The organism is Chryseobacterium echinoideorum (assembly GCF_007474535.1).
Classification (GTDB): Bacteria; Bacteroidota; Bacteroidia; order Flavobacteriales; family Weeksellaceae; genus Chryseobacterium; species Chryseobacterium echinoideorum.
The window spans coordinates 26564-46435 of sequence record NZ_VKNW01000001.1 but is presented as its reverse complement, the minus strand read 5'-3'; the positions used below and the strand labels follow the sequence as shown (position 1 = coordinate 46435).

Genomic DNA, 19872 nt, shown 5'->3' with positions numbered 1-19872 from the left:
GTTCAGAATTATTTAAATTCATAATCAATCTGCTTTTCTGAACCTGCTTTATCTCCCGGTAAGACGTATTTTGCTTTTACTTTATATTTTGTAGTTGGTATTGTTCCATAAGTTGATTGAAGCAAATTATTAATGGCTTGTGGTCTTGCATTCATAGGAGTTCCTACATATTTGGAAGCAGCTTTGGACAAAAGCTCATACCAATCAGATTTGTAGAAACTGAATAGATCATATTTGTATGGGAAAGTTTGTTTCAAAAATCCATTCCCTTTGTCACTTCCCAAGTATTGCAGATATGATGTGAAAACAGGGAATGCTTTTACAGGTGGGATTCCTGCAAAATCTTCTTCGTTTTCTTCTCTGTCCAATATCAGTTGGTCAACAGGATAAGCATCGTAGAACAATCCTTTGAATTTACCTGCAAAAGAATCATCCATCAAAGCGGTAAGATTGATAAGTGGCTTGTTGTCTGTATATTTTGTTCCTGTAAGTTCGGTAACATCAAAATATTCATCAGCATTCATATTATTCTGAAGCGTTACGACATCCGAACTTAGTTTGATCCATAACGGATTAAAATTCAAAGAGGATAATTTATCAGACATCTTGTTGTATTTACTTGTTCTGAATACAAATGATAATCTGTCGATCTCGCCATCTTTGGAAAGGTTTTGAGCTACTTTTGTTTCTGTTTCTGTTGTTACTGATGAATCATCTTCGTTATTTCCTGTTGTTGTTTCAGTAGTCTGCGTAGTATTTCCACCTTGTGTCTGACCGCCATTCTTATTTTTTGCAATCAAAGCAAGAGTATAATCTTTCTGTTTATTAAGATTTGGAACATTGAACTTTACAATATTGTCATTCTCATCATAAGAGAAATTACTTTCCGTTTGAGAATCGGCGGCGAAAACTGTTTTTGTTGTCCAGTTAGGGTCATCAAACAAATAATCCTGACCTCTTTTCAACTTGATGTATCCGTTGTTACTTTCCTGGATATAATAATTTTCCTGTTCAACTACAGGATAAGCGTACTTGATGTTCGACAACGGAATAACATTAGGAGCCGTTCCGGTAGTGAAAGTACGTTCTTCAACTTCTATCGCTTTTTGTCCGTCTACCATTACTACTTCATACATTCCGTTCTTTTTCTCCATAAAGCTGACCTGGGCGATTGCTTTCAATGTTTTGCTTGGCGGAAGAATATCATCTGAAACAAAATTGGCAACATCTTTAGAGTTTGCATATTCTATGACTCCTTTTATTTCTTTTCCTTGATCATCAATAATCGTCATTTTTTCAACCACAATTTTGTAGGTATGGTCGCCATCATCTTCCGGAATAACAATTGGTTCATTTACTCTCATTGCAAATGTTGCCTGAGGAATGGCAAATACATCCACATTGGTATCATCTTTTTTAGGAGTTAAATCGGTAATGATCTTCACACCTCCAAGAACAGAGGCATTTTCTAATACACATTCTTCTCCGAATTCCATTTTAAAACGGAATCTTCCTTTGATCATCCCTCCAAGTAAATTATAATATCCTCCAAGATATCCTCTTACCCAATATGGATTCGGACCTTTTGCCTGAAGCAAAGAAGCAACACCCGCTTTAATAATTGGAATTTTCTTTCTAATGAACCAAAGCTTTATTTTGATTCCCAATTCTCCCTGAAGATAAACGTAAGCCTGTCCATTGGCATACCATCCATTGATTCCTATTTGATCACCACCACGGTTTGAACATTTTGCGTCACCATAGTCCTTCAACATAATATCGGTTCCTAAACCTGCCTGAAAACGAGCATATAAGAATAACGCATTCATATCTCCTGTATCAAACTTAAGGTGGGTTCCAAAAGCAAACCCTTTTCCATCTCCTAAAGCATTTAAACTGCTCATATAATCGATATCGCTCAGTTGAAGTCCTAAAATTTGAGCAACTTCAGGTGGTGGTGGCGGACTTCCCGGAATACGGTTTCCGACCATGAAATAGCTGCCGGATTGTAAAGAAAAATTCCCAAAACCAACTTTCAGACCTATCATATCGGTTGGCGTCCCAATATGCATATACCATTCGCTTGGTGCAATGTGTACCACAGCCCAACCAGCTCTACCATTGGGTCCGATACCAGAAATGATACCATTGGCAATATTTACAAAAACATCTAAGCTGGCGTGAAAAACACTGTTGTTGAAATCATAGTTCATTGCCAATTTAGCATAAATAGCACCTTTCACATCTTTGGTTATGGGATATTGATCATCCACTACTTGTGTATCTAAGAAAGAATTTACGTGGCTGTTATTTTTTAGATCATTTATGAATTTATTGTTCCCCGTCATCTCTTTGAACTTATCTTTAACTCCCGCTAAAGGATCTCCGGGAATCAGCTTGGATAAATCAGCCATAACCAATGCCTCTCCAATAAATCCAACATTGGCTAAACCTCCGTTTGGATTGGTTGACATATTGAAACCGGCCATAATACTGATTGCATTTTTGCTGGCGATAGATCCATAAATTCCAGCTCTCAATGCCAAACCAACCGAATTGTCTGGAGTTAAAACTAAAGCTTTGTCTTTATATGCAGGATCTAATGACATATCTCTGTTTGGAACCATTCTGTAAAATGCTCCTCCGGTAAATCCTGTAATCGTTAATGCAGATGCTTGAATTTTAAGTCCGTCTACTGAACCTTCAAATCCCCAATATCTAAAAGTACTGAATCCATAGGCTGCATTTACATTGACTTCAATATTCAACTGCTTTAACTTTGCATTCAAGTGTGCCGTAAAACCATCTCCGTATAATGGGTCATTACGCATAATCTGAAACTCTCCCGAAACTATGGCAACTCCTATATCTACATTTCTCAGACCCAATTTAGTAAGATTGAATCCGTTATACTTCCATCGTTGACGATTGTTTTCGTTGACAATCAAACCATTGATTTTCATCCCTCCTGTTGCGGAGAATCGCTCTTCTTGGAGACCTACTGTGATTTCAAAACCTAAATTGGCATAGCCATTATCTGCTTCTACGAATATATTTTTTATACTTGCAGGAAAGCCTACCAGTTTTTGTTCTCCCTGTACCCCAAAATATTGTGCGGTAACATAAGGTGCTTTTGTCTGGAGTGTAAGTTCTCTAAATTGGATTCCTTTAAAATCTGCATCTTTTTTTGCATTCGGATCGCTGTTATTATCAGTTGGGCTTCCATTAGCTCCAATTGCCAAAGTTCCGGTAAGGACTGCCTTGGGTAAGAATTCTCTATTTTTAACTTTTAATTCTAAATAAGAACCTGGTGCGATGGTTGCTTTTGCACTCCAGATATCAAAACTGATCTCATCCAATGTGGCAACCGTAATCATATATTCTTCTTCGGTAATTACTCCTTGATAACCAAGATGATTAGGTAAATTATTATTCGGATTAGCATTGTTTTGTTTCTGAACAGGTAACTGGACTTTTCCCTTTAGGTTAGCTCCTATAATCTTGGAAGCCGCTAAGTCTACACCAATCTGGTCAAGAGAATACCTCCAAGAGTTTTGCTCGCTTGTCAATCCTTTTTCTAAGGGAAACAAATTATTTGCAGAGAAACTACCCGAAACTCCATAGGAATCAATTAAAAGATTTTGTGCCTGAAAAGAAACTCTGTTATCAATATGATCTTCTGTTTTAAATTCCTGTGGAAGACCCACATACAATGATTCTACATAAAGACCACGCCATGTTTCCGTTCCTCCTATCAAATATCCATGAGTAGCATAATATTGCGGAAACAGAACACTGGAATCTGTTCTCAAGTCACTTAAATCTAGAACGGCATTATTGACATAGAAAGAGAAAAAACCTTTATCCTGATTTTTGATCTGTGATGTGATTGCAAAAGGAGTAATGCTTACATTGACTAAAATATCATTCCAGTCACTGGCTTTTAAAGCAAAGTTACCACGTACTCTATTGGTAAATCCATCATTTCCAATCTCAGGAAGTAAAGTTCCGTTACTATCTACCGGAACCAGAACGTTTCGGGAAATCTGAACATTTCCTTTTAATGACAGTTCTTTGATTCCATCACAGTCAATGACGACATAGGTTTTATCATTTATACTTTGTCCATTAAATTTATTGATCATTCCTCCCTCAAGAGTAAGCATCCATTGGTTTTGGTTAAAAGGAATATTAATGTCTCCAAGTAATGAAAGTTTTGCATCGCCGATAATTTTTCCTCCATAGGAAAGTTTAACTCCTTCAGCACCAAAATAAAGGGTTCTCCTTCCTCCTTCTGTACCAGCTTGCGGTGTTACCACTCTTGCATATACATTAATTAAAGCATATTCAGGAGTGAATTGGGCTTTTGTAACGACAATACCATATTCAACATTGGATACATTCTCTCTAAGACCTATCGGAAATTCTGTAAGTTCATTAGGATTAATGGTATTTGTAAAATTTCCGCTTCTTTCTAACTCTCCAAAAGCACCTATCGCTTTGCCGATTTCCTGATCGGTTTCCGGATCATTATTGATGAATGAAGAAAAATTATCTAAGGGGAAAACAGAAGCGTTTTTACTAACACTCTTATAGTTTAAAGAATTTTTATTAATCTGAAGTGAATCCCCACTGTTATCTAAGCCTTTAGCTTTGACAGTATTAATAAAAATACATGACAAGACAATAAATAGAGAATATATTTTAATCATCTAATTTGAGTTTTTGCAAAAGTAGTAAAAAAATTATAGCAATTCTCAACAAATTGAAAACCAATACAACTACACCAAAAACCACAATCAAAAAAATTACTGTATGTATATTATTTTTTTTAATATTTAAATAAAAAACTAATTATGTATATCAAGTTCATATTATTTATTAAAAAATAGCTCATTAACTAAATTTTAATTGATAACAAAAAATTGTCTTTTTGTTCCTACACATATCAAGCGTGAACACAAGCGAGATATTCATAATGAATGAAGAATTAAAAAAATTGAGATTAATGATCAAGATATTACAAAAAAACAATAATTTAGAATAAAGACATATGCTGTAGTATGGGTAAATTCGATGCTATTATCCTGAAATCATCAAGTCTAAATTAATACTATAAACCCTTATAATTTAAGCTGGTCTTCAACGGTTTATTTTAAATTTCATCTATTTGAAAATCAAACAAATAAGAAAAATTCAATCTATTAAAATCAATCTAATTATGCCTTCTAAGCAGCTTGTGATATAATATAAAAAGCCTTGATTTAATTAAAAATAAATCAAGGCTTAATTTTTATTGGCTCAAATTCATCCAAAGATAAATTTGTTTAAGTATTTTTTACTTTACCATTCTTATGTTAACAGCAACAAAACCTTTCGGAGATTTTTCTTTTTCAAAAGAAACTTTGTTACCTTTTTTGATAAGTTCTAAGCAATTGTTGCTGTGAAAAAATACATTTTCTTTTGAATTATCTTCCGTGATAAAACCATAACCTTTTTCACTGAAAAATGTTACAATTCCGGTTTTCATGGTTTCCTCAGCTTCAATAGGAGCAGCTCCCAACTGAATGTTGTTGATGTCAAAATCCTCATCATTGTTTTTGTCTGGTGGAGTGCTGGTCAGCTGACCGTTTGCATCCACGTACATAATCATGTCATCAAGGCTTTTGCCTTTATTGTTGCTTGTTTTACGCTCTTCTCTTTTCTGAGCTTTTTCTTTTGCTTTTTGTACTTTTTTCTTAAAATTTTCTTTTTTAGAGAAAGAATCCGCCATATATATGTAAAAATTTATTAGTTACGTGTTGATATAAAAGATAAAACTTCATGCTGAAGTTTAACCCCATTCTACCCAAATACATTTCCCGATTAAATCAGAAAGGTAGTCTATTGTTTTTCAGTAATGAATAAAAGATTGCCGGCACAGTATTTTTATGAAATAAACAGCAGCATCTGAAATGTGAAAACTGAGAGAAAAAATAATTGTTTTAAACTTAAACTGAAGTAAAAGCTGAAAACCTTTCTATTAATTGCTTATGCAAATATACGACAAATATTTTTGGAAATCGTATTCTGCAATAAGTTTTTAAATTTCAGCGACTTATCATTTTAAATTTTTGCTTTAAAAAAACAGACTGTCCGTCCGAACATTTTGCGAGTTAGCAGGCTCTTAATCTATAAACAAACAAAATTCTTGTTTGGTTTTATTTATCATGATATCCATATATAATTTCATCAAATAACACAAAAACCACCGAATTACGGTGGTTTTTAATATCATTGATTATAATAATCTTAAGCTTCGTTCAAAGGCTTGTGTTCTCCCGGCTGATCTCTGCCTTCCGGATTAACCTTCTTTTCAGGTCTCGGACCTCTTTGCTCACCTTCTTTCTTCTCCGGTCTTGGTGGTCTCGGTAACAAAACTTTTCTTGAAAGCTTCATTTTCTTACGGTCATCATAGCCCATAAACTTTACTTCGACTTCGTCACCTTCCTTGTAAGGAACTTTATCAAGACGAGCCCACTCAATTTCAGAAATATGAAGTAGACCTTCAGTACCTTTAGCAATCGCTACAAAAGCTCCAAAATCCATCACTTTCACTACTTTCCCCTGGTAAACTTCACCTACAACCGGTACAAAAGTAATTTCGTTGATCTTCGCAATCGCCTCGTTGATTTTCTCTCTGCTAACACCGGAAATTTCGATTCTTCCGATCTCACCAACTTCTTCAATGGCAATCACTGTATCGGTATCTTTCTGCATCTGCTGGATGATTTTTCCACCAGGTCCGATCACTGCACCGATGAAATCTTTAGGGATTTCCATCATTACCATTTTCGGAGCGTGAGGTTTCACATCTTCTCTTGGCTCAGCAATTGTTTCAGTAATTTTATTTAAAATATGAATTCTTCCGTCTTTAGCCTGTAAAAGCGCTTTCTCCATAATATCCATAGAAAGCCCCTGAATTTTGATATCCATCTGACAAGCGGTGATTCCGTCTGCTGTTCCGGTTACTTTAAAGTCCATATCTCCAAGGTGATCCTCATCTCCAAGAATATCAGAAAGAACAGTATATTTCCCTGTTTTTACATCTGTTACCAATCCCATTGCAATTCCGGAAACAGGCTTTGCAATCTGAACTCCGGCATCCATTAATGCCAAAGTTCCTGCACAAACTGTTGCCATGGAAGACGAACCGTTGGATTCTAAAATATCAGAAACGATACGGATAGTATAAGGATTTTCCTCGGGAATCATGTTTGCCAAAGCTCTTTGAGCCAGGTTTCCGTGCCCCACTTCTCTTCTGGAAGTTCCTCTCAAAGGTCTTGCTTCACCTGTTGAGAATGGAGGAAAATTATAGTGTAGAAAAAATCTTTCATCATGCTGAGTCATCACGCTGTCTACCATGTTGGCATCCTTAATAGAACCAAGCGTTACAGCAGTTAATGATTGAGTCTCCCCTCTTGTAAAAATGGCAGAGCCATGCGCTCCGGGAAGGTAATCTATCTCGCTCCAGATTGGACGGATTGTTTCCGGATCACGACCATCAAGACGGATTTTGTCATTCAAAATCATCTGACGCATCGCTTCTTTTTCAACATCGTGATAATATACCTTTGCGAAAGGAGTTATTCTTTCCAGCTCTTCAGGATTATCTACGTACTGAGAAAGAAATTCATCCAGAACTGCTTTGAATTTCTCACCTCTTTCTTCTTTTGCTGATGGTGTTTTTGCTACTTCGTAAACTTTATCATAGGTTTCTTTCCACACTTTTTCACGGATGTCTTCATCATGAACTTCGTGGCTGTATTCTCTTTTTGGGAAAGCCTTTCCTACTTTTTCGGCTAATCTTTCCTGAGCTTCTACTTGTTTTTTGATTTCTGCATGAGCAAAATTTATTGCTTCAAGCATTTCTGCTTCAGTGATTTCTTTCATCTCTCCTTCCACCATTACGATAGAATCTTTTGTTGCTCCCACCATAATATCTAGGTCAGAGTTTTTAAGATCTTCAAAATTAGGATTGATAGAAAGTTTTCCGTCAATTCTTACGACTCTCACTTCAGACATAGGTCCATTGAAAGGAATATCGGTAATAGCGATTGCCGAAGATGCAGCAAGACCTGCCAAGTCATCAGGAATCGACTGTCCGTCATAAGATATTAATGAAATCATTACCTGAACTTCCGCATGAAAATCTTCAGGAAACAAAGGTCTTAGAACCCTGTCTACCAAACGCATTGTTAAAATTTCCTGATCGGAAGGACGCGCTTCTCTTCTGAAAAAATTTCCGGGAATTTTACCGCCTGCATAGAATTTTTCTCTGTAATCTACTGTTAAAGGTAAAAAATCTACGCCAGGGTTGGCTTCTTTGTTGGCTACAATTGTTGCTAAAAGCATTGTTCCGCCCATTTTTACGACTACAGATCCATCGGCTTGTTTCGCCAGTTTTCCTGTTTCAATTGTGATTTCTCTGCCGTCTGCAAGAGTAATCATCTCTGTAATTGCTTGAGGTACACTCATAAATTTGTTGTGACGCACTCCGTATTGAGTGCTTTAAATTAATATATTTCGTCTAAATTTCGTTGCAAATTTAGTGTTTTTGTTTTAAATGATATTTTATAAATAATAATAGTACTCTGAATTAAAAATTATTTATCTTTTTATTGAAAATACGGTATCCTAACCGCCATTCGATATAATCTGCTTTGTGAAATTTAAATGATCTTAAACCGATTCCTATCAAAAAATTTTTTCCGATGGTATATTGAAAGCCAACTCTCTGATAAAAAATTGTCTTATCATAACGGCGGTCTCCAGATTTTTTAAACAGATAAAATCCCGGCTGTAAATGAATAGCAAATTTCGAAATCGAAAGTCGATAAGAAGGAAAAACATTCAGTAAAAGCTGCTCTCGCTTAAATCTTTTTGTACTTTGAATCACTCCATTTTCGTCCTGATAAAACTTATTGTTGTAATCTTCGTCATACATCAAGCCGATTCCTAATCCGAGAGAAGATTTATAAGTAACCTGCCTGTGATAAACAGTCTCCATACCCCAGTTTTGATAATATCTTCCTTTAAACTTTTCTACTAAATCTACATCTTCGTATTCAAATCCTTCATCCTTTCCAAAAAAAATAGAATGTCTTATTCCGCCAAATACATTCATATCCAACGTTGCATATTCATCAAATGCTGACAGAGTATCTTTCGGGGCAAATTCTCTTTCAGCAAAACGGTAGGTAAGAGAAAGATTAGAAGTAAATGTATTCAGACCTTTATTCGGATGTTTTAATGCACCATTTGAAAAATGATTAAAATTTAACCCTAATCCCAGATCTATATTTTTAGTAAGATAATATTTATAATTTGCTCCAAAGTTAATGTAAATACTCGCTGATGAGCCAAAAGTCTGATTGAGATAACCTTTTTCCAGATCAAAAGGCGTCCAGTTAAATGCAAATCCTGCACGAGTGTTATAATTCAATGAATGAGTTGGCGTTTCTTTAATTCTTCCCCCAAAAGATCCGTAGACAGCGAAAGGCTCTCCCATTGCGCTGTTTTTTAGAAAATCATATGCTACAATACCTCCTCCATAATAAGGTCTTCCGAATCTTCTGTGCCACTCTTTGCTTCCATCGGTCTGAACAGTAATTTCTGCAGAAGCTCCGACAAAATTTCTATGCTTAAGCTCTTTCAGATAATCATTAGTCCCTAAAAACTTTCCATATTGTAAGCTGAGTGTCGCCTGAAGATTTGATTTCTGAATACTATCCTGCGCCTTCATACAAGCCATTGAAGATATAAAAACTGCAATATATAAGTAGATGTATTTCAAATAAGTAGGGTGTTTTCGGGAAACAAAAATAAAAATTTCTACTGAAGAACCTTATATTGATTCTATTTTTTAATGAAAATAAAAAAGCAACTCCTTTCGAAGTTGCTTGATTTTGTAATCTCTTCAGATTATTTTCTTAGACCAAGTTCAGCAATAATTGCTCTGTATCTTGTAATATCTTTCTTTTTAAGATAATCTAATAAGCTTTTTCTTTTACCTACCAATTTTACCAAAGATCTTTCAGTATTGAAATCGTGACGATTTGCTTTCAAATGTTGAGATAAGTGGTTGATTCTGTAAGTAAATAGAGCTACCTGTCCTTCAGCGCTCCCTGTGTCTTGTGCAGATTTTCCGTGCTTTGCGAAGATTTCTGCCTTTTTTTCTGATGTTAAGTACATTCCAATATTGTTTAATGATTATTATGTAACGGGTGCAAAAGTACAACTATTTTTTATTTTGGACAACAATTTGATAATATAGATTGAATCGTATTAAAAAAGTATTCTTTAAATTATGTTACTTCACTAAAAGACAGTAATTTTACACCTTCAATAGAGATGAAGAAAATTTTATTATTTGTAGCAGCTTCTGCTGTTCTTATTGTCGGGATTAATTCTGTAAAAGCACAGAAAGTTTCCGGTCATGACAAAACCAAAAATATTTTATACTTTGATCCTGAAGTAGATCCGGATATTGAAGAAATCAAAGAACCTACTAACCTTGCTTTTTTCACAGCTGTTTCAGACAAAATAAGCACTTTTCGTAAAAATAAAATGCTGAGATCCGAAACACGTATTTCTTACGAGAATGCAGACAGCAAAACTATTTCAGAATACTGCAAAAATAATGATGCAGACTTCGCTATTGTCCCGAAAGTAAAATATTTTAAGGTAGGTCTCGGGAAATATGTCTTTTCTAATCAGGTTGTAGTGAGCATGAAGCTTTTTGATGCGGAAGGAAACCTCATCACTTCATCTGATTACGATACTTATCGTAAAAACATGAGACTTTTGGGCTCAGCAGAAAATTCCATTAAAATAGGAACCAATGGCGCAATGAAAAGTATACTGAAAGAATTGCGAAAAACAAAACCATCTTCTGAAGCAGGATTTTAAATAAACCTTAAATTTAGCCCATCATTCTCCTATTCTAAAAATTTGAATTATTTTTGCATATCAAAAAAATTCTGGTTTTGAATTCTATAGACGAACTTATCTTTAATCCTGCCGATATTGCCGAAAGACTCAGCGAACTTCCTGCTGATGAAAGGCTTTTGGCATTTTTGAAAGTTCCGAAGCAATACAAAGCCGAAGTTTTTTCACATCTTGATCCTGATTTTCAGGAAGAAACCATCCGAAGCATAGGAAGTGACGAGGTTTCTGAAATTCTAAACGAAATGACTCCGGACGACAGAACGGCTCTATTTGAGGATTTTCCGGACGAACTTATCAAATATTCTATCAATCATCTTAATCCTCAGGAAAGAAGAATCGCTTTAAAACTTTTAGGCTACGATGCTGATTCTATTGCCCGTTTGATGACGCCTTATTACATCCAGATCAGAAAAGAATGGACAGTAAAAAGATGCCTTCAACAAATAAAAAAAGTCGGAAAGAGAGTAGAAACGATCAATCACTTGTATGTTGTAGATGAAAGAAACCGTTTGATAGACGATTTGCAACTAGGAAATTTACTCTTGGTGGAAGAAGACACTTTGGTTTCTGAGCTTACTGACAATCACTTTGTAGCCATCACCACAACGACTACTAAGGAAGATGCTGTACAATATTTTGAAAAATATGACCGAACAGCTCTTCCTATCATTACCGAAGCCGGAGTCTTGGTAGGAATTGTAACTATTGATGATATTCTTGATCAAATTGAGCAGCAGAACACCGAAGATATTCAGAAATTCGGGGGAGTTGAAGCGCTTGATGACCCTTATATTCAAACCCATTGGTTTGAGATGATCAAAAAACGCGGACTTTGGCTGATTGTTCTCTTTTTTCTACAGCTAATTACAGCATCTGTAATGGGATTTTATGAAAATGAAATTGAAAAGGCTGTTGTTTTAGCATTATTTATTCCCCTAATTATTTCCAGTGGCGGAAACTCTGGTTCACAGGCAGCAACATTGATTATCCGCGCCATGGCTTTACAGGAAATCACCCTGAAAGACTGGTGGACGGTAATGAAAAAAGAAATTGTCACGGGATTGGTTTTAGGAACTTTTCTTGGAGTTATCGGCTTTTTACGAATTATGATATGGCACAAACTCGGTTGGTTTGATTACGGAACGTACTGGCTATTTATAGGAATCAGTGCAGGAATTTCTTTAGCAATGATTGTACTTTGGGGTACTATTTCGGGTTCCATGGTTCCGTTTATTCTCAAAAAATTCAATCTTGATCCTGCAACTTCTTCTGCTCCATTTGTGGCTACTTTGGTAGATGTTACAGGGTTGATTATCTATTTTACGATTGCTGCAATGTTCTTAACCGGAAAACTTTTGTAATTTTAGGCGAAAGTCTAAAGAATTATGAAAGTTATCTCTCTCGTTCCTTCTATTACGGAGGCTTTACTTGATTTGGGTTTAACCGAAAAGGAAGTTATTGGACGAACAAAATTTTGCGTTCACCCTGCGGAAAAAATTAAAAATATTGAGATCATAGGCGGTACAAAAAATCTTAATATAAAAAAGATTAAAAGCTTTAAACCTGATTTGATTCTTGCCAACAAGGAAGAAAACGTCAAAGAACAAGTAGAAGAATTGATGAAAGATTTCAAAGTAATCGTCAACAACACAGAGACCATTGAAGACAATTACTACCTTTTGAAAAACCTGGGATTACTTTTTAATAAAGAAGAAAAAGCACAGACCTTCAATCTTAAAATTTATGAAATTTTCAATCAGGTTCAATTAAAATCAAAAGTAAAAACGGCCTATCTGATTTGGAAAAACCCTTATATGACAGTCGGTTCCGACACCTTTATTCATCATGTCTTATCAGAAATTGGTTTTGAAAATATCTTTAAAAACAAAACACGATATCCCGAAATAGAAATTGCTGATCTGAGGGAAGCCGATGTCATTATGCTTTCCTCTGAGCCATTTCCTTTTAAAGAAAAACATATTCTGGAACTAAAGGAAATTTATCCTGATAAAAAAATAATCATTGTAGACGGTGAGGCATTTTCATGGTACGGAACACATATTGCAAAATGTGAAAATTATTTCAAAAAACTCATTGCTGAGTTTGACTAAATATTTACACTAAAAAATCTGCTCATGGAATCTTAATGCCTTCACTTTCTTAAAGGTTTGCTATCTTTGCACATTAATTTTTAAACTGAAAAATAATGAACTCTTTTATTGAAGAACTGAAATGGCGTGGTCTTTTTGCCGACATGATGCCCGGAACGGACGAACAACTGGATAAGGAAATGACAACTGCCTATATCGGATTCGATCCTACTGCAGATTCTTTGCATATCGGAAGTCTCATTCAGATTAAAATTCTTGCTCATTTTCAGCAGCACGGGCACAAACCAATTGCGCTGGTGGGTGGTGCGACTGGAATGATCGGCGATCCGTCAGGGAAATCTTCGGAAAGAAATCTTCTGGATGAGGAGACACTCCTGCATTATGTAGATTGTCTTAAAAATCAGCTTTCAAGATTTTTAAACTTTGAAGGGAATGAAGCGAATAAAGCTGAGTTGGTCAATAATTATGACTGGATGAAAAACATATCTTTCCTTGATTTTGCAAAAAATGTAGGTAAAAACATCACAGTAAACTACATGATGGCGAAAGACTCTGTAAAGAAAAGATTTTCCGGAGAAGCAGGAGCCGAAGGAATGAGCTTCACCGAGTTTACTTATCAGTTGATTCAGGGATACGATTTTTTACATTTATACCAAAATAACAATGTAAAACTTCAGATGGGAGGTTCGGATCAATGGGGAAATATTACTACAGGAACTGAGCTGATCAGAAGAAAAGCACAAGGAGAAGCATTTGCACTGACTGTTCCTTTGATTACAAAAGCAGACGGCTCAAAATTTGGAAAATCCGAAAGCGGAGAAAATTACTGGCTTGATAAAAAGAAAACTTCTCCATACAAGTTTTACCAGTTTTGGCTCAATGCAACTGATACAGATGCAGAAAGATTTATAAAGTTCTACACTTTTTTACCAAAACAGGAAATTGAAAATCTAATTGAAGAACATCAAACTACTCCTCACGAAAGAAAACTTCAGAAAAAACTGGCTGAAGAAGTTACTATTTGGGTTCATGGTGTAGATGAATATGAAAAAGCAGTGAAAGCTTCTGAAATTCTTTTTGGGAAATCTACCGCTGAAGACTTGGTAAATCTGGATGAAGAAATTTTCCTTGAAATTTTTGATGGTGTTCCCCAGAAAGAAATTTTAAAGAATGAGGTGTTGGGAGTAAATATTGTTGATCTGTTATCTGAAAAAACCAGTTTTCTAAAATCTAAAAGTGAAGCATCAAGAGAGTTGAAAGGTAATGCGATTTCTGTAAACAAAGAAAAAGTGAACGAAGTATACACTGCTCATGAAAGTGATCTTATCGACGGTAAATTTTTGCTTCTTCAAAAAGGAAAGAAAAACTATTTCATCGTAAAAGCAATCTAGGAATACAGCATATAATTAAAAAAACCGCCTTACAGCGGTTTTTTTTATATACTAATTAATAAGATTTATAATTCTAAGAAACTGTGTGCGACAGCTACGCTTTTTTCTCCTGTTCCGGTAACAGTAGCTGTCTTCGCTACTTCCCCATCAATATAAATAGTAACTGTAAGCGTATCGTCAGGATGAAGAAGTGTTGCGTTGGCAGCAAAATTCAATTGTGACTGGCTCGAATTCACAAAAAAGTCTCCGCTTGTCCACGTAAGACCTTTAGGAGCAAATATCGTTTCCTGTTTGGTTCCCACCTGAGTAACAACTGTTTTGAAAAGCTCAATAGGAGGTGTAGGAGGAGTCGTTCCGCCCGGAACTATCTTGGCTTCAAACTGTACAAGGTGATCCTGAAACTGCTCTTCGTCATCATCTTTACAAGAATTAAATACAGTAACTACAGAAAATAATAGTACTGCTAAAAATGAAAGTCTAAGTAAATTTTTTGATTTGTAAAATTTCTTCATTTCTCCAAATAGATTTTTAATGTTTCAAATATAGGTTTTTTATCAATATAAAAATAGCTTTTATGAAAAATTTCTAATAATGATTTATAATTAATATCAAATCAACAAAAGGTTTTACGTCGACCACCATAGGTTTATGTAAAGTCGATTTTAAAAAATCTTTTCTCAAATATAAATATATTTATCTTTGCTGTATGAATTTGAATTACATCGTAAGAGAGCCGGAAAACATCACTTCAAGCACGCCAATTTTATTCATGCTTCATGGATACGGCAGCAATGAGCAGGATCTTTTCAGTTTCAGAGAAAGCCTTCCTGCTGATTGGATCATTGTAAGCTTTAGAGCTCCTCATTCCACGGAGTTTGAAGGGTTTTCATGGTATGATATAGACTTTAATAATCCCGATAAATTTGTAGATGTAGAACAGGCAAATGAAGCTCTTCAGGCAGTTACAGAGCACATCATGGCAATTATCAACAATTATGGGCTTACCGGTAAAACTCATCTTTGCGGTTTTAGCCAAGGTGGGATTTTGTGTTATTCACTAGCTCTCAGATATCCTGAATTATTTAACCTTGTGGCTTGTCTCAGCTGTTATCCGGAGGAGAAGTTATTGACTGATATTGTAAGAGATAAAAAGAAACTGGAAAACTTAAGATTTTTTATTTCTCATGGTACTGATGATGCAATTATTCCGTTAGACTGGGGCAGAAAGGCAGCCGAGCTTCTTTATGATTTAAGCTGTTATTTTTCTTTCAGAGAATATATGAGTGGTCACGGAGTGAATCAGAAAAACTATATGGATCTGATGGATTTTTTTTCTAAATAAATTTTAAAAACATTCTTTATCAGAATGTTTTTTTATTTGTAATGAATAATTCCTTAATTTCATTATATGAAACTGAGTGTCATTATATCATTATTATTCCTGAGTATTTTTATCAATGCTCAAAATAATTTCGAAATTAAAGAGGCAAAAAAAGTTGTCATTCCTTTTAAATTAATTAATAATCTCATTTTTATTCCAGTTACTGTAAATGGAGTTGAACTTACATTTTTACTTGATACCGGCGTTGTAGAAACTACTATATTTAGCCTAGACAATAAAGAAATGCAACTTACCTCTACGGAAAAAACAAGATTTTCCGGATTAGGAGGAACAAAAGTTATTGATGGATTCAAATCTGATCACAACATTGGAAAAATAGGAAAAGACTACATTAATAATTCTCTTTTGCTTTACATTATTCTGGACGAAGAGTTCAATATTTCTCCTCATGTGGGAATTCCCGTAAACGGCATAATCGGATATCATTTTTTTAAAAACCATCCTGTTATGATTGATTATATATCAAAAAAAATCACGGTTTATAACGATGAAAAGCTGTTTAAAAAGAAAATAAAAAACTTTAATCAACTGGAAATTTCCGTAGAAAAAGTAAAGCCATACATTACCGCCGGTGTAGAAATGACTCATGAAAAGAAAGATTCAAAGCTTTTGATTGACTTGGGAAACAGTGACCCAATTTGGCTATTTCCCAAACTCATTAAAGATTTTGTATATAACCGACCCAACATAGAAGATTATTTAGGAAGGGGATTTAATGGTGATATTTATGGCAAACGAAGCCGTATTCATAATTTCTATCTCGGGAATTATAAATTTTCAAAGCCATTAACTGCAATGCCTGATGAATTTTCTATTCAGCATATCAATCTGGTGAAAGACCGAAATGGCTCCATAGGCGGAGATATTATGAGCAGATTTACCGTAGCCTTCGATTACAAAAAAGAAAAAATTTATCTCCGAAAAAATCGAAATTTTGAAAATCCGTTTCATTTTAATATGAGCGGATTAGATTTTAAGCAAGATGGGATGCAATGGGAAAAAGATTTTCTTACATTAGAAACCAATAACAAGAATAAATTTGGAGAGATACAGACATTTAACAATAATCTTCAATATAAATTTATATTAAAACCCCTTTTTTCCGTTGCCGGAGTGAGAAAAGATTCTCCCGCTTACAAAGCGGGTTTGATGAAAGATGATCAGCTTATATTCATTAACGGAAAAAAAACATTGGATATGACCTTACATAAGATTATGGAAATGATGAAATCTGAGGAAGGAAAAACGATCAGAATGACCATTACACGAAAAGGATTACAAATGGAATTCTCTTTCGTTTTGGAAGACCCAATCCCTTATCAAGATTAATATGGAAACACAAGAATCAACCTTAGATAAAATCCGGAATCGTCCCAGATTTAAAATGTTTACCAATCTCACAAAAGAAGAGTATGCTGAGAATCTAAAAAAATATTTATCGGAACATAAAGATGAATTCAGAGGAAATATTAATAAAGAAATGGCTACAATTACTGTCTTTACAAAAGAAGACAACTATTGGAAGCCTTGTCTTTCTTTAAGAACTGAAATAGATGAAGGAGTTACGGTTATAAGAGGTGTTTTTGGTCCCAGCTCTGCCGTCTGGACTTTCTTTATGTTTTTATACTTTCTATTTTCTATTATGTGGATGACATTTTTCACCATGTATTACGTAGAATCACAAATCAACAGTCATGAATTTCCCTGGGCATTGAATGCCTCTTTTGTAATGCTGATACTAATTGCAGCCACCTATACCGCCGCCCGACTGGGTCAGCATAAAGCCAAAGAAGAAATGCAAAAGCTCAGAAATTTCGCAGAAAACTCTACGCTTCAGTTTGAGAAAAACAATTAATTTCCCACGGATTCAGTTTCTGTTAAAGCTGCTTCAGACTCTTTTGCTGCTTTAATAGAGTCTGCCACTTTTTCTCTGTTGTTTTGTTCATTGATCATTTTTTCAATATGTGGCTGCACAATTTCAGTCATTTCTTCCACGGAAATGTTATTTGCATTAGGGTCATCTAAAAGTTTTCTCCACGGTTTTCTTTTCCCCCAAGGATAGTCGCCAAAAACTATAACCGGCGTTCCTTTAGCTTTTGTAGTTGCGCCACCAGGATTTAAAATCCATGTATCTGCGTAGCTGTAAAGCCATATCGCATCTTTCTTTAAAAGTCTCAGACATGAGTGAGAAGCAGGATATCCCGGAAGATCATACTGATGCCATCCAATACCATGCGTATTGTGAATATTAAAATTGTAAGGAAGTTTCCACTCGCTTTTTACGGTAGAAATTGCCAGCTTTTTTTTCCAGTTGGCAAACATAAGCCCCCTGTCGGTCTTTGCCGTTTTTTTACCCATACTTGTAGGTCCCCATTTCACTAAAGTTCCATTAGAGTAAACTGCATATGCCTGAATTGGATAGGAAAAAACAACAATTTTTTTCACCTCGTTTAATACATCTAGCTGAAGTGGAAATGGCGAATAAGACATTAGTGTCGTATCAATTTTTGAAGGAACTACTAATGTGTCTGAATTCCATTTATTTTTGGAATCTAGTCTATTTAAAGCTAATATTGCATAGCGTTCCTTTTCATTAAATTTCTTACTAAAAGCCGCATAAACAGAATCACGCTTTTTCTTTTCTTTCGGAATGGCAAGCGCATTATAAAACCCATTTTTCTGAATTACCGGAGGAGCAGATTTCTCTGCCTCCTCTGTTTTTATAGAATCTGGATCAGCTTCGCTTTGGGCAATCGCTTCCGAAGCAGTAGATGTTTGATTATTAATATCATTAGATTCTTCTTTCTTACACGAAGTAATAAATAATGCAAAAAGCAAAGTATAGAAGAAGGATTTAGTTAAGGCATATTTTGTCATATAAATAAAATAATTCGTTTGAATCTGCGATGTAATTTGCAAATATCAGACCTAAATTACTAAGAAATATAATACTATTTAACTTTATGGTAAGTTTCAATATATAGTATCGTTTAAATTATTAAAAGAATATTGTTGATCTGTTATTAACCATAATATTTAATTCTGTAAATTTCACAAGTTTTTTTTGACTACTGACAGCTTTTAAGCTCGTAAAGAAGTTACAACCAGCAAAGAATCCAGATTTTTTTTTAATCACCACAAATTATGGATAGCAAAAAAGAATTATTTAAAAAATTTCACTTATTAAAACAAAAAAACCTTACAAATAATTGTAAGGTTTTGTGAGCGCGAAAGGATTCGAACCTTTGACCGTCTGCTTAGAAGGCAGATGCTCTATCCAGCTGAGCTACGCACCCATTTGTAATTTTGAGAAAATTATCGAAAACTGTCGGGGCGGCAGGATTCGAACCTGCGACCTCCTGGTCCCAAACCAGGCGCGATGACCGGACTACGCTACGCCCCGAATTGAGGTCATCTCATAAACAAGTAACTTGTTTTTTGTGGGTGCAAAATAACGCATTTTTTACGACACAAGCAAGTAAAATCTAAGATAATTTTAAACCTTTCAGAAAAATAAAACTTGTTTATATGTAAGTTTATAATTATCAATTCATTATAACAATGAATTTCACGATGTCTTTTAACCTAATAAAAGCCGTTTCATTGCAATGAAACGGCTTTTATGAATAAGTTTGATATTATAACTAAGGATATGGGGCAATTTCTACCTCCAGACCTTCCATTTCTGAACATATATGAAGCTGACAGCCTAATCTGCTATTTTCCTGTACGTGAAAAGCCTCACCCAACATTGCATCTTCTTCATCTCCCATTTCTTCTAGTCCCGGGTTATTGATTACGTATACCTGACAAGAAGCACACATCGCCATTCCTCCGCAAACTCCGATAGTACCTTCCTCTGCCAATTCATAAGACCGGATAATCTCCATTAAATTCATTGACATATCCGTAGGTGCCACTATATCATGTGTAACACCTTCCCTATCTGTAATTTTAATATTTATATCTGACATAATTC

Annotated in this window: 15 protein-coding genes and 2 tRNA genes; 7 read left to right on the top strand and 10 right to left on the bottom strand. The window is 35.0% G+C overall.

Going from position 1 to position 19872, the window contains the following annotated elements; all coding sequences use genetic code 11:
- Positions 1-8: 8 nt before the first annotated feature.
- The 5 genes from FOL89_RS00220 to rpsO form a co-directional block, all read right to left on the bottom strand.
- Complete coding sequence (locus FOL89_RS00220; RefSeq protein WP_185146875.1) at positions 9-4712, bottom strand: hypothetical protein; 4704 nt, start codon at positions 4710-4712, stop codon at positions 9-11.
- 626 nt (positions 4713-5338) lie between these two features.
- A complete protein-coding gene (locus FOL89_RS00215; protein WP_144280843.1) occupies positions 5339-5773 on the bottom strand; it encodes a cold-shock protein in 435 nt (144 codons plus the stop codon).
- A 518-nt stretch (positions 5774-6291) separates the two neighbouring features.
- Entirely contained in the window at positions 6292-8517 is a 2226-nt protein-coding gene (locus tag FOL89_RS00210; RefSeq protein WP_144280842.1) for a polyribonucleotide nucleotidyltransferase, read from the bottom strand.
- 121 nt (positions 8518-8638) lie between these two features.
- On the bottom strand, positions 8639-9835 hold the full coding sequence (locus FOL89_RS00205) for an acyloxyacyl hydrolase (RefSeq protein ID WP_144280841.1): 1197 nt from the start codon (positions 9833-9835) through the stop codon (positions 8639-8641).
- Positions 9836-9963: 128 nt separating this feature from the next.
- Complete coding sequence (gene rpsO, locus FOL89_RS00200; protein ID WP_089745669.1) at positions 9964-10233, bottom strand: 30S ribosomal protein S15; 270 nt, start codon at positions 10231-10233, stop codon at positions 9964-9966.
- A gap of 159 nt (positions 10234-10392) precedes the next feature.
- Between rpsO and FOL89_RS00195 the strand changes: the two genes are divergently transcribed.
- From FOL89_RS00195 to tyrS, 4 genes are all read left to right on the top strand, one after another.
- Positions 10393-10950 carry a pyruvate decarboxylase gene (locus FOL89_RS00195; RefSeq protein WP_144280840.1) on the top strand — a complete coding sequence of 186 codons (558 nt, stop codon included), beginning with the start codon at positions 10393-10395 and terminating at the stop codon, positions 10948-10950.
- A 77-nt stretch (positions 10951-11027) separates the two neighbouring features.
- The gene (gene mgtE, locus FOL89_RS00190; protein ID WP_144280839.1) at positions 11028-12350 is read left to right on the top strand and encodes a magnesium transporter; all 1323 of its coding nucleotides are present in this window, start codon (positions 11028-11030) and stop codon (positions 12348-12350) included.
- 24 nt (positions 12351-12374) lie between these two features.
- Positions 12375-13100 (top strand): ABC transporter substrate-binding protein, encoded by a 726-nt coding sequence (locus FOL89_RS00185; protein WP_144280838.1) that lies wholly within the window; start codon positions 12375-12377, stop codon positions 13098-13100.
- A 95-nt stretch (positions 13101-13195) separates the two neighbouring features.
- Positions 13196-14491 carry a tyrosine--tRNA ligase gene (tyrS, locus tag FOL89_RS00180; protein WP_144280837.1) on the top strand — a complete coding sequence of 432 codons (1296 nt, stop codon included), beginning with the start codon at positions 13196-13198 and terminating at the stop codon, positions 14489-14491.
- A gap of 65 nt (positions 14492-14556) precedes the next feature.
- On the opposite strand, the gene FOL89_RS00175 is transcribed toward tyrS, so the two are convergent.
- On the bottom strand, positions 14557-15003 hold the full coding sequence (locus FOL89_RS00175) for a hypothetical protein (protein ID WP_144280836.1): 447 nt from the start codon (positions 15001-15003) through the stop codon (positions 14557-14559).
- Between the two features lie 194 nt (positions 15004-15197).
- Between FOL89_RS00175 and FOL89_RS00170 the strand changes: the two genes are divergently transcribed.
- The 3 genes from FOL89_RS00170 (at position 15198) to FOL89_RS00160 (ending at position 17748) form a co-directional block, all read left to right on the top strand.
- The gene (locus FOL89_RS00170) at positions 15198-15833 is read left to right on the top strand and encodes an alpha/beta hydrolase (protein WP_144280835.1); all 636 of its coding nucleotides are present in this window, start codon (positions 15198-15200) and stop codon (positions 15831-15833) included.
- A gap of 66 nt (positions 15834-15899) precedes the next feature.
- The gene (locus FOL89_RS00165; protein ID WP_144280834.1) at positions 15900-17222 is read left to right on the top strand and encodes a PDZ domain-containing protein; all 1323 of its coding nucleotides are present in this window, start codon (positions 15900-15902) and stop codon (positions 17220-17222) included.
- Position 17223: 1 nt separating this feature from the next.
- Complete coding sequence (locus FOL89_RS00160) at positions 17224-17748, top strand: hypothetical protein (RefSeq protein WP_144280833.1); 525 nt, start codon at positions 17224-17226, stop codon at positions 17746-17748.
- Here the strand turns inward: FOL89_RS00160 and FOL89_RS00155 are convergent.
- From FOL89_RS00155 to FOL89_RS00140, 4 genes are all read right to left on the bottom strand, one after another.
- The gene (locus FOL89_RS00155; RefSeq protein ID WP_144280832.1) at positions 17745-18770 is read right to left on the bottom strand and encodes a L,D-transpeptidase; all 1026 of its coding nucleotides are present in this window, start codon (positions 18768-18770) and stop codon (positions 17745-17747) included. The two genes, FOL89_RS00160 and FOL89_RS00155, sit on opposite strands and share 4 nt — an antisense overlap.
- 345 nt (positions 18771-19115) lie before the next feature.
- A tRNA-Arg gene (locus FOL89_RS00150) sits at positions 19116-19189 on the bottom strand.
- 32 nt (positions 19190-19221) lie between these two features.
- A tRNA-Pro gene (locus FOL89_RS00145) sits at positions 19222-19296 on the bottom strand.
- A 241-nt stretch (positions 19297-19537) separates the two neighbouring features.
- Positions 19538-19867 (bottom strand): 2Fe-2S iron-sulfur cluster-binding family protein, encoded by a 330-nt coding sequence (locus tag FOL89_RS00140; protein ID WP_144280831.1) that lies wholly within the window; start codon positions 19865-19867, stop codon positions 19538-19540.
- Between the last annotated feature and the right edge of the window lie 5 nt (positions 19868-19872).

What these genes read in the sequence shown, in the direction of transcription:
- FOL89_RS00220 (WP_185146875.1), bottom strand. Translation starts at nt 4,712, where the DNA reads ATGATTAAAATATATTCTCTATTTATTGTCTTGTCATGTATTTTTATT.
- FOL89_RS00215 (WP_144280843.1), bottom strand. Translation starts at nt 5,773, where the DNA reads ATGGCGGATTCTTTCTCTAAAAAAGAAAATTTTAAGAAAAAAGTACAA.
- FOL89_RS00210 (WP_144280842.1), bottom strand. Translation starts at nt 8,517, where the DNA reads ATGAGTGTACCTCAAGCAATTACAGAGATGATTACTCTTGCAGACGGC.
- rpsO (WP_089745669.1), bottom strand. Translation starts at nt 10,233, where the DNA reads ATGTACTTAACATCAGAAAAAAAGGCAGAAATCTTCGCAAAGCACGGA.
- FOL89_RS00195 (WP_144280840.1), top strand. Translation starts at nt 10,393, where the DNA reads ATGAAGAAAATTTTATTATTTGTAGCAGCTTCTGCTGTTCTTATTGTC.
- FOL89_RS00185 (WP_144280838.1), top strand. Translation starts at nt 12,375, where the DNA reads ATGAAAGTTATCTCTCTCGTTCCTTCTATTACGGAGGCTTTACTTGAT.
- tyrS (WP_144280837.1), top strand. Translation starts at nt 13,196, where the DNA reads ATGAACTCTTTTATTGAAGAACTGAAATGGCGTGGTCTTTTTGCCGAC.
- FOL89_RS00175 (WP_144280836.1), bottom strand. Translation starts at nt 15,003, where the DNA reads ATGAAGAAATTTTACAAATCAAAAAATTTACTTAGACTTTCATTTTTA.
- FOL89_RS00170 (WP_144280835.1), top strand. Translation starts at nt 15,198, where the DNA reads ATGAATTTGAATTACATCGTAAGAGAGCCGGAAAACATCACTTCAAGC.
- FOL89_RS00165 (WP_144280834.1), top strand. Translation starts at nt 15,900, where the DNA reads ATGAAACTGAGTGTCATTATATCATTATTATTCCTGAGTATTTTTATC.
- FOL89_RS00160 (WP_144280833.1), top strand. Translation starts at nt 17,224, where the DNA reads ATGGAAACACAAGAATCAACCTTAGATAAAATCCGGAATCGTCCCAGA.
- FOL89_RS00155 (WP_144280832.1), bottom strand. Translation starts at nt 18,770, where the DNA reads ATGACAAAATATGCCTTAACTAAATCCTTCTTCTATACTTTGCTTTTT.
- FOL89_RS00140 (WP_144280831.1), bottom strand. Translation starts at nt 19,867, where the DNA reads ATGTCAGATATAAATATTAAAATTACAGATAGGGAAGGTGTTACACAT.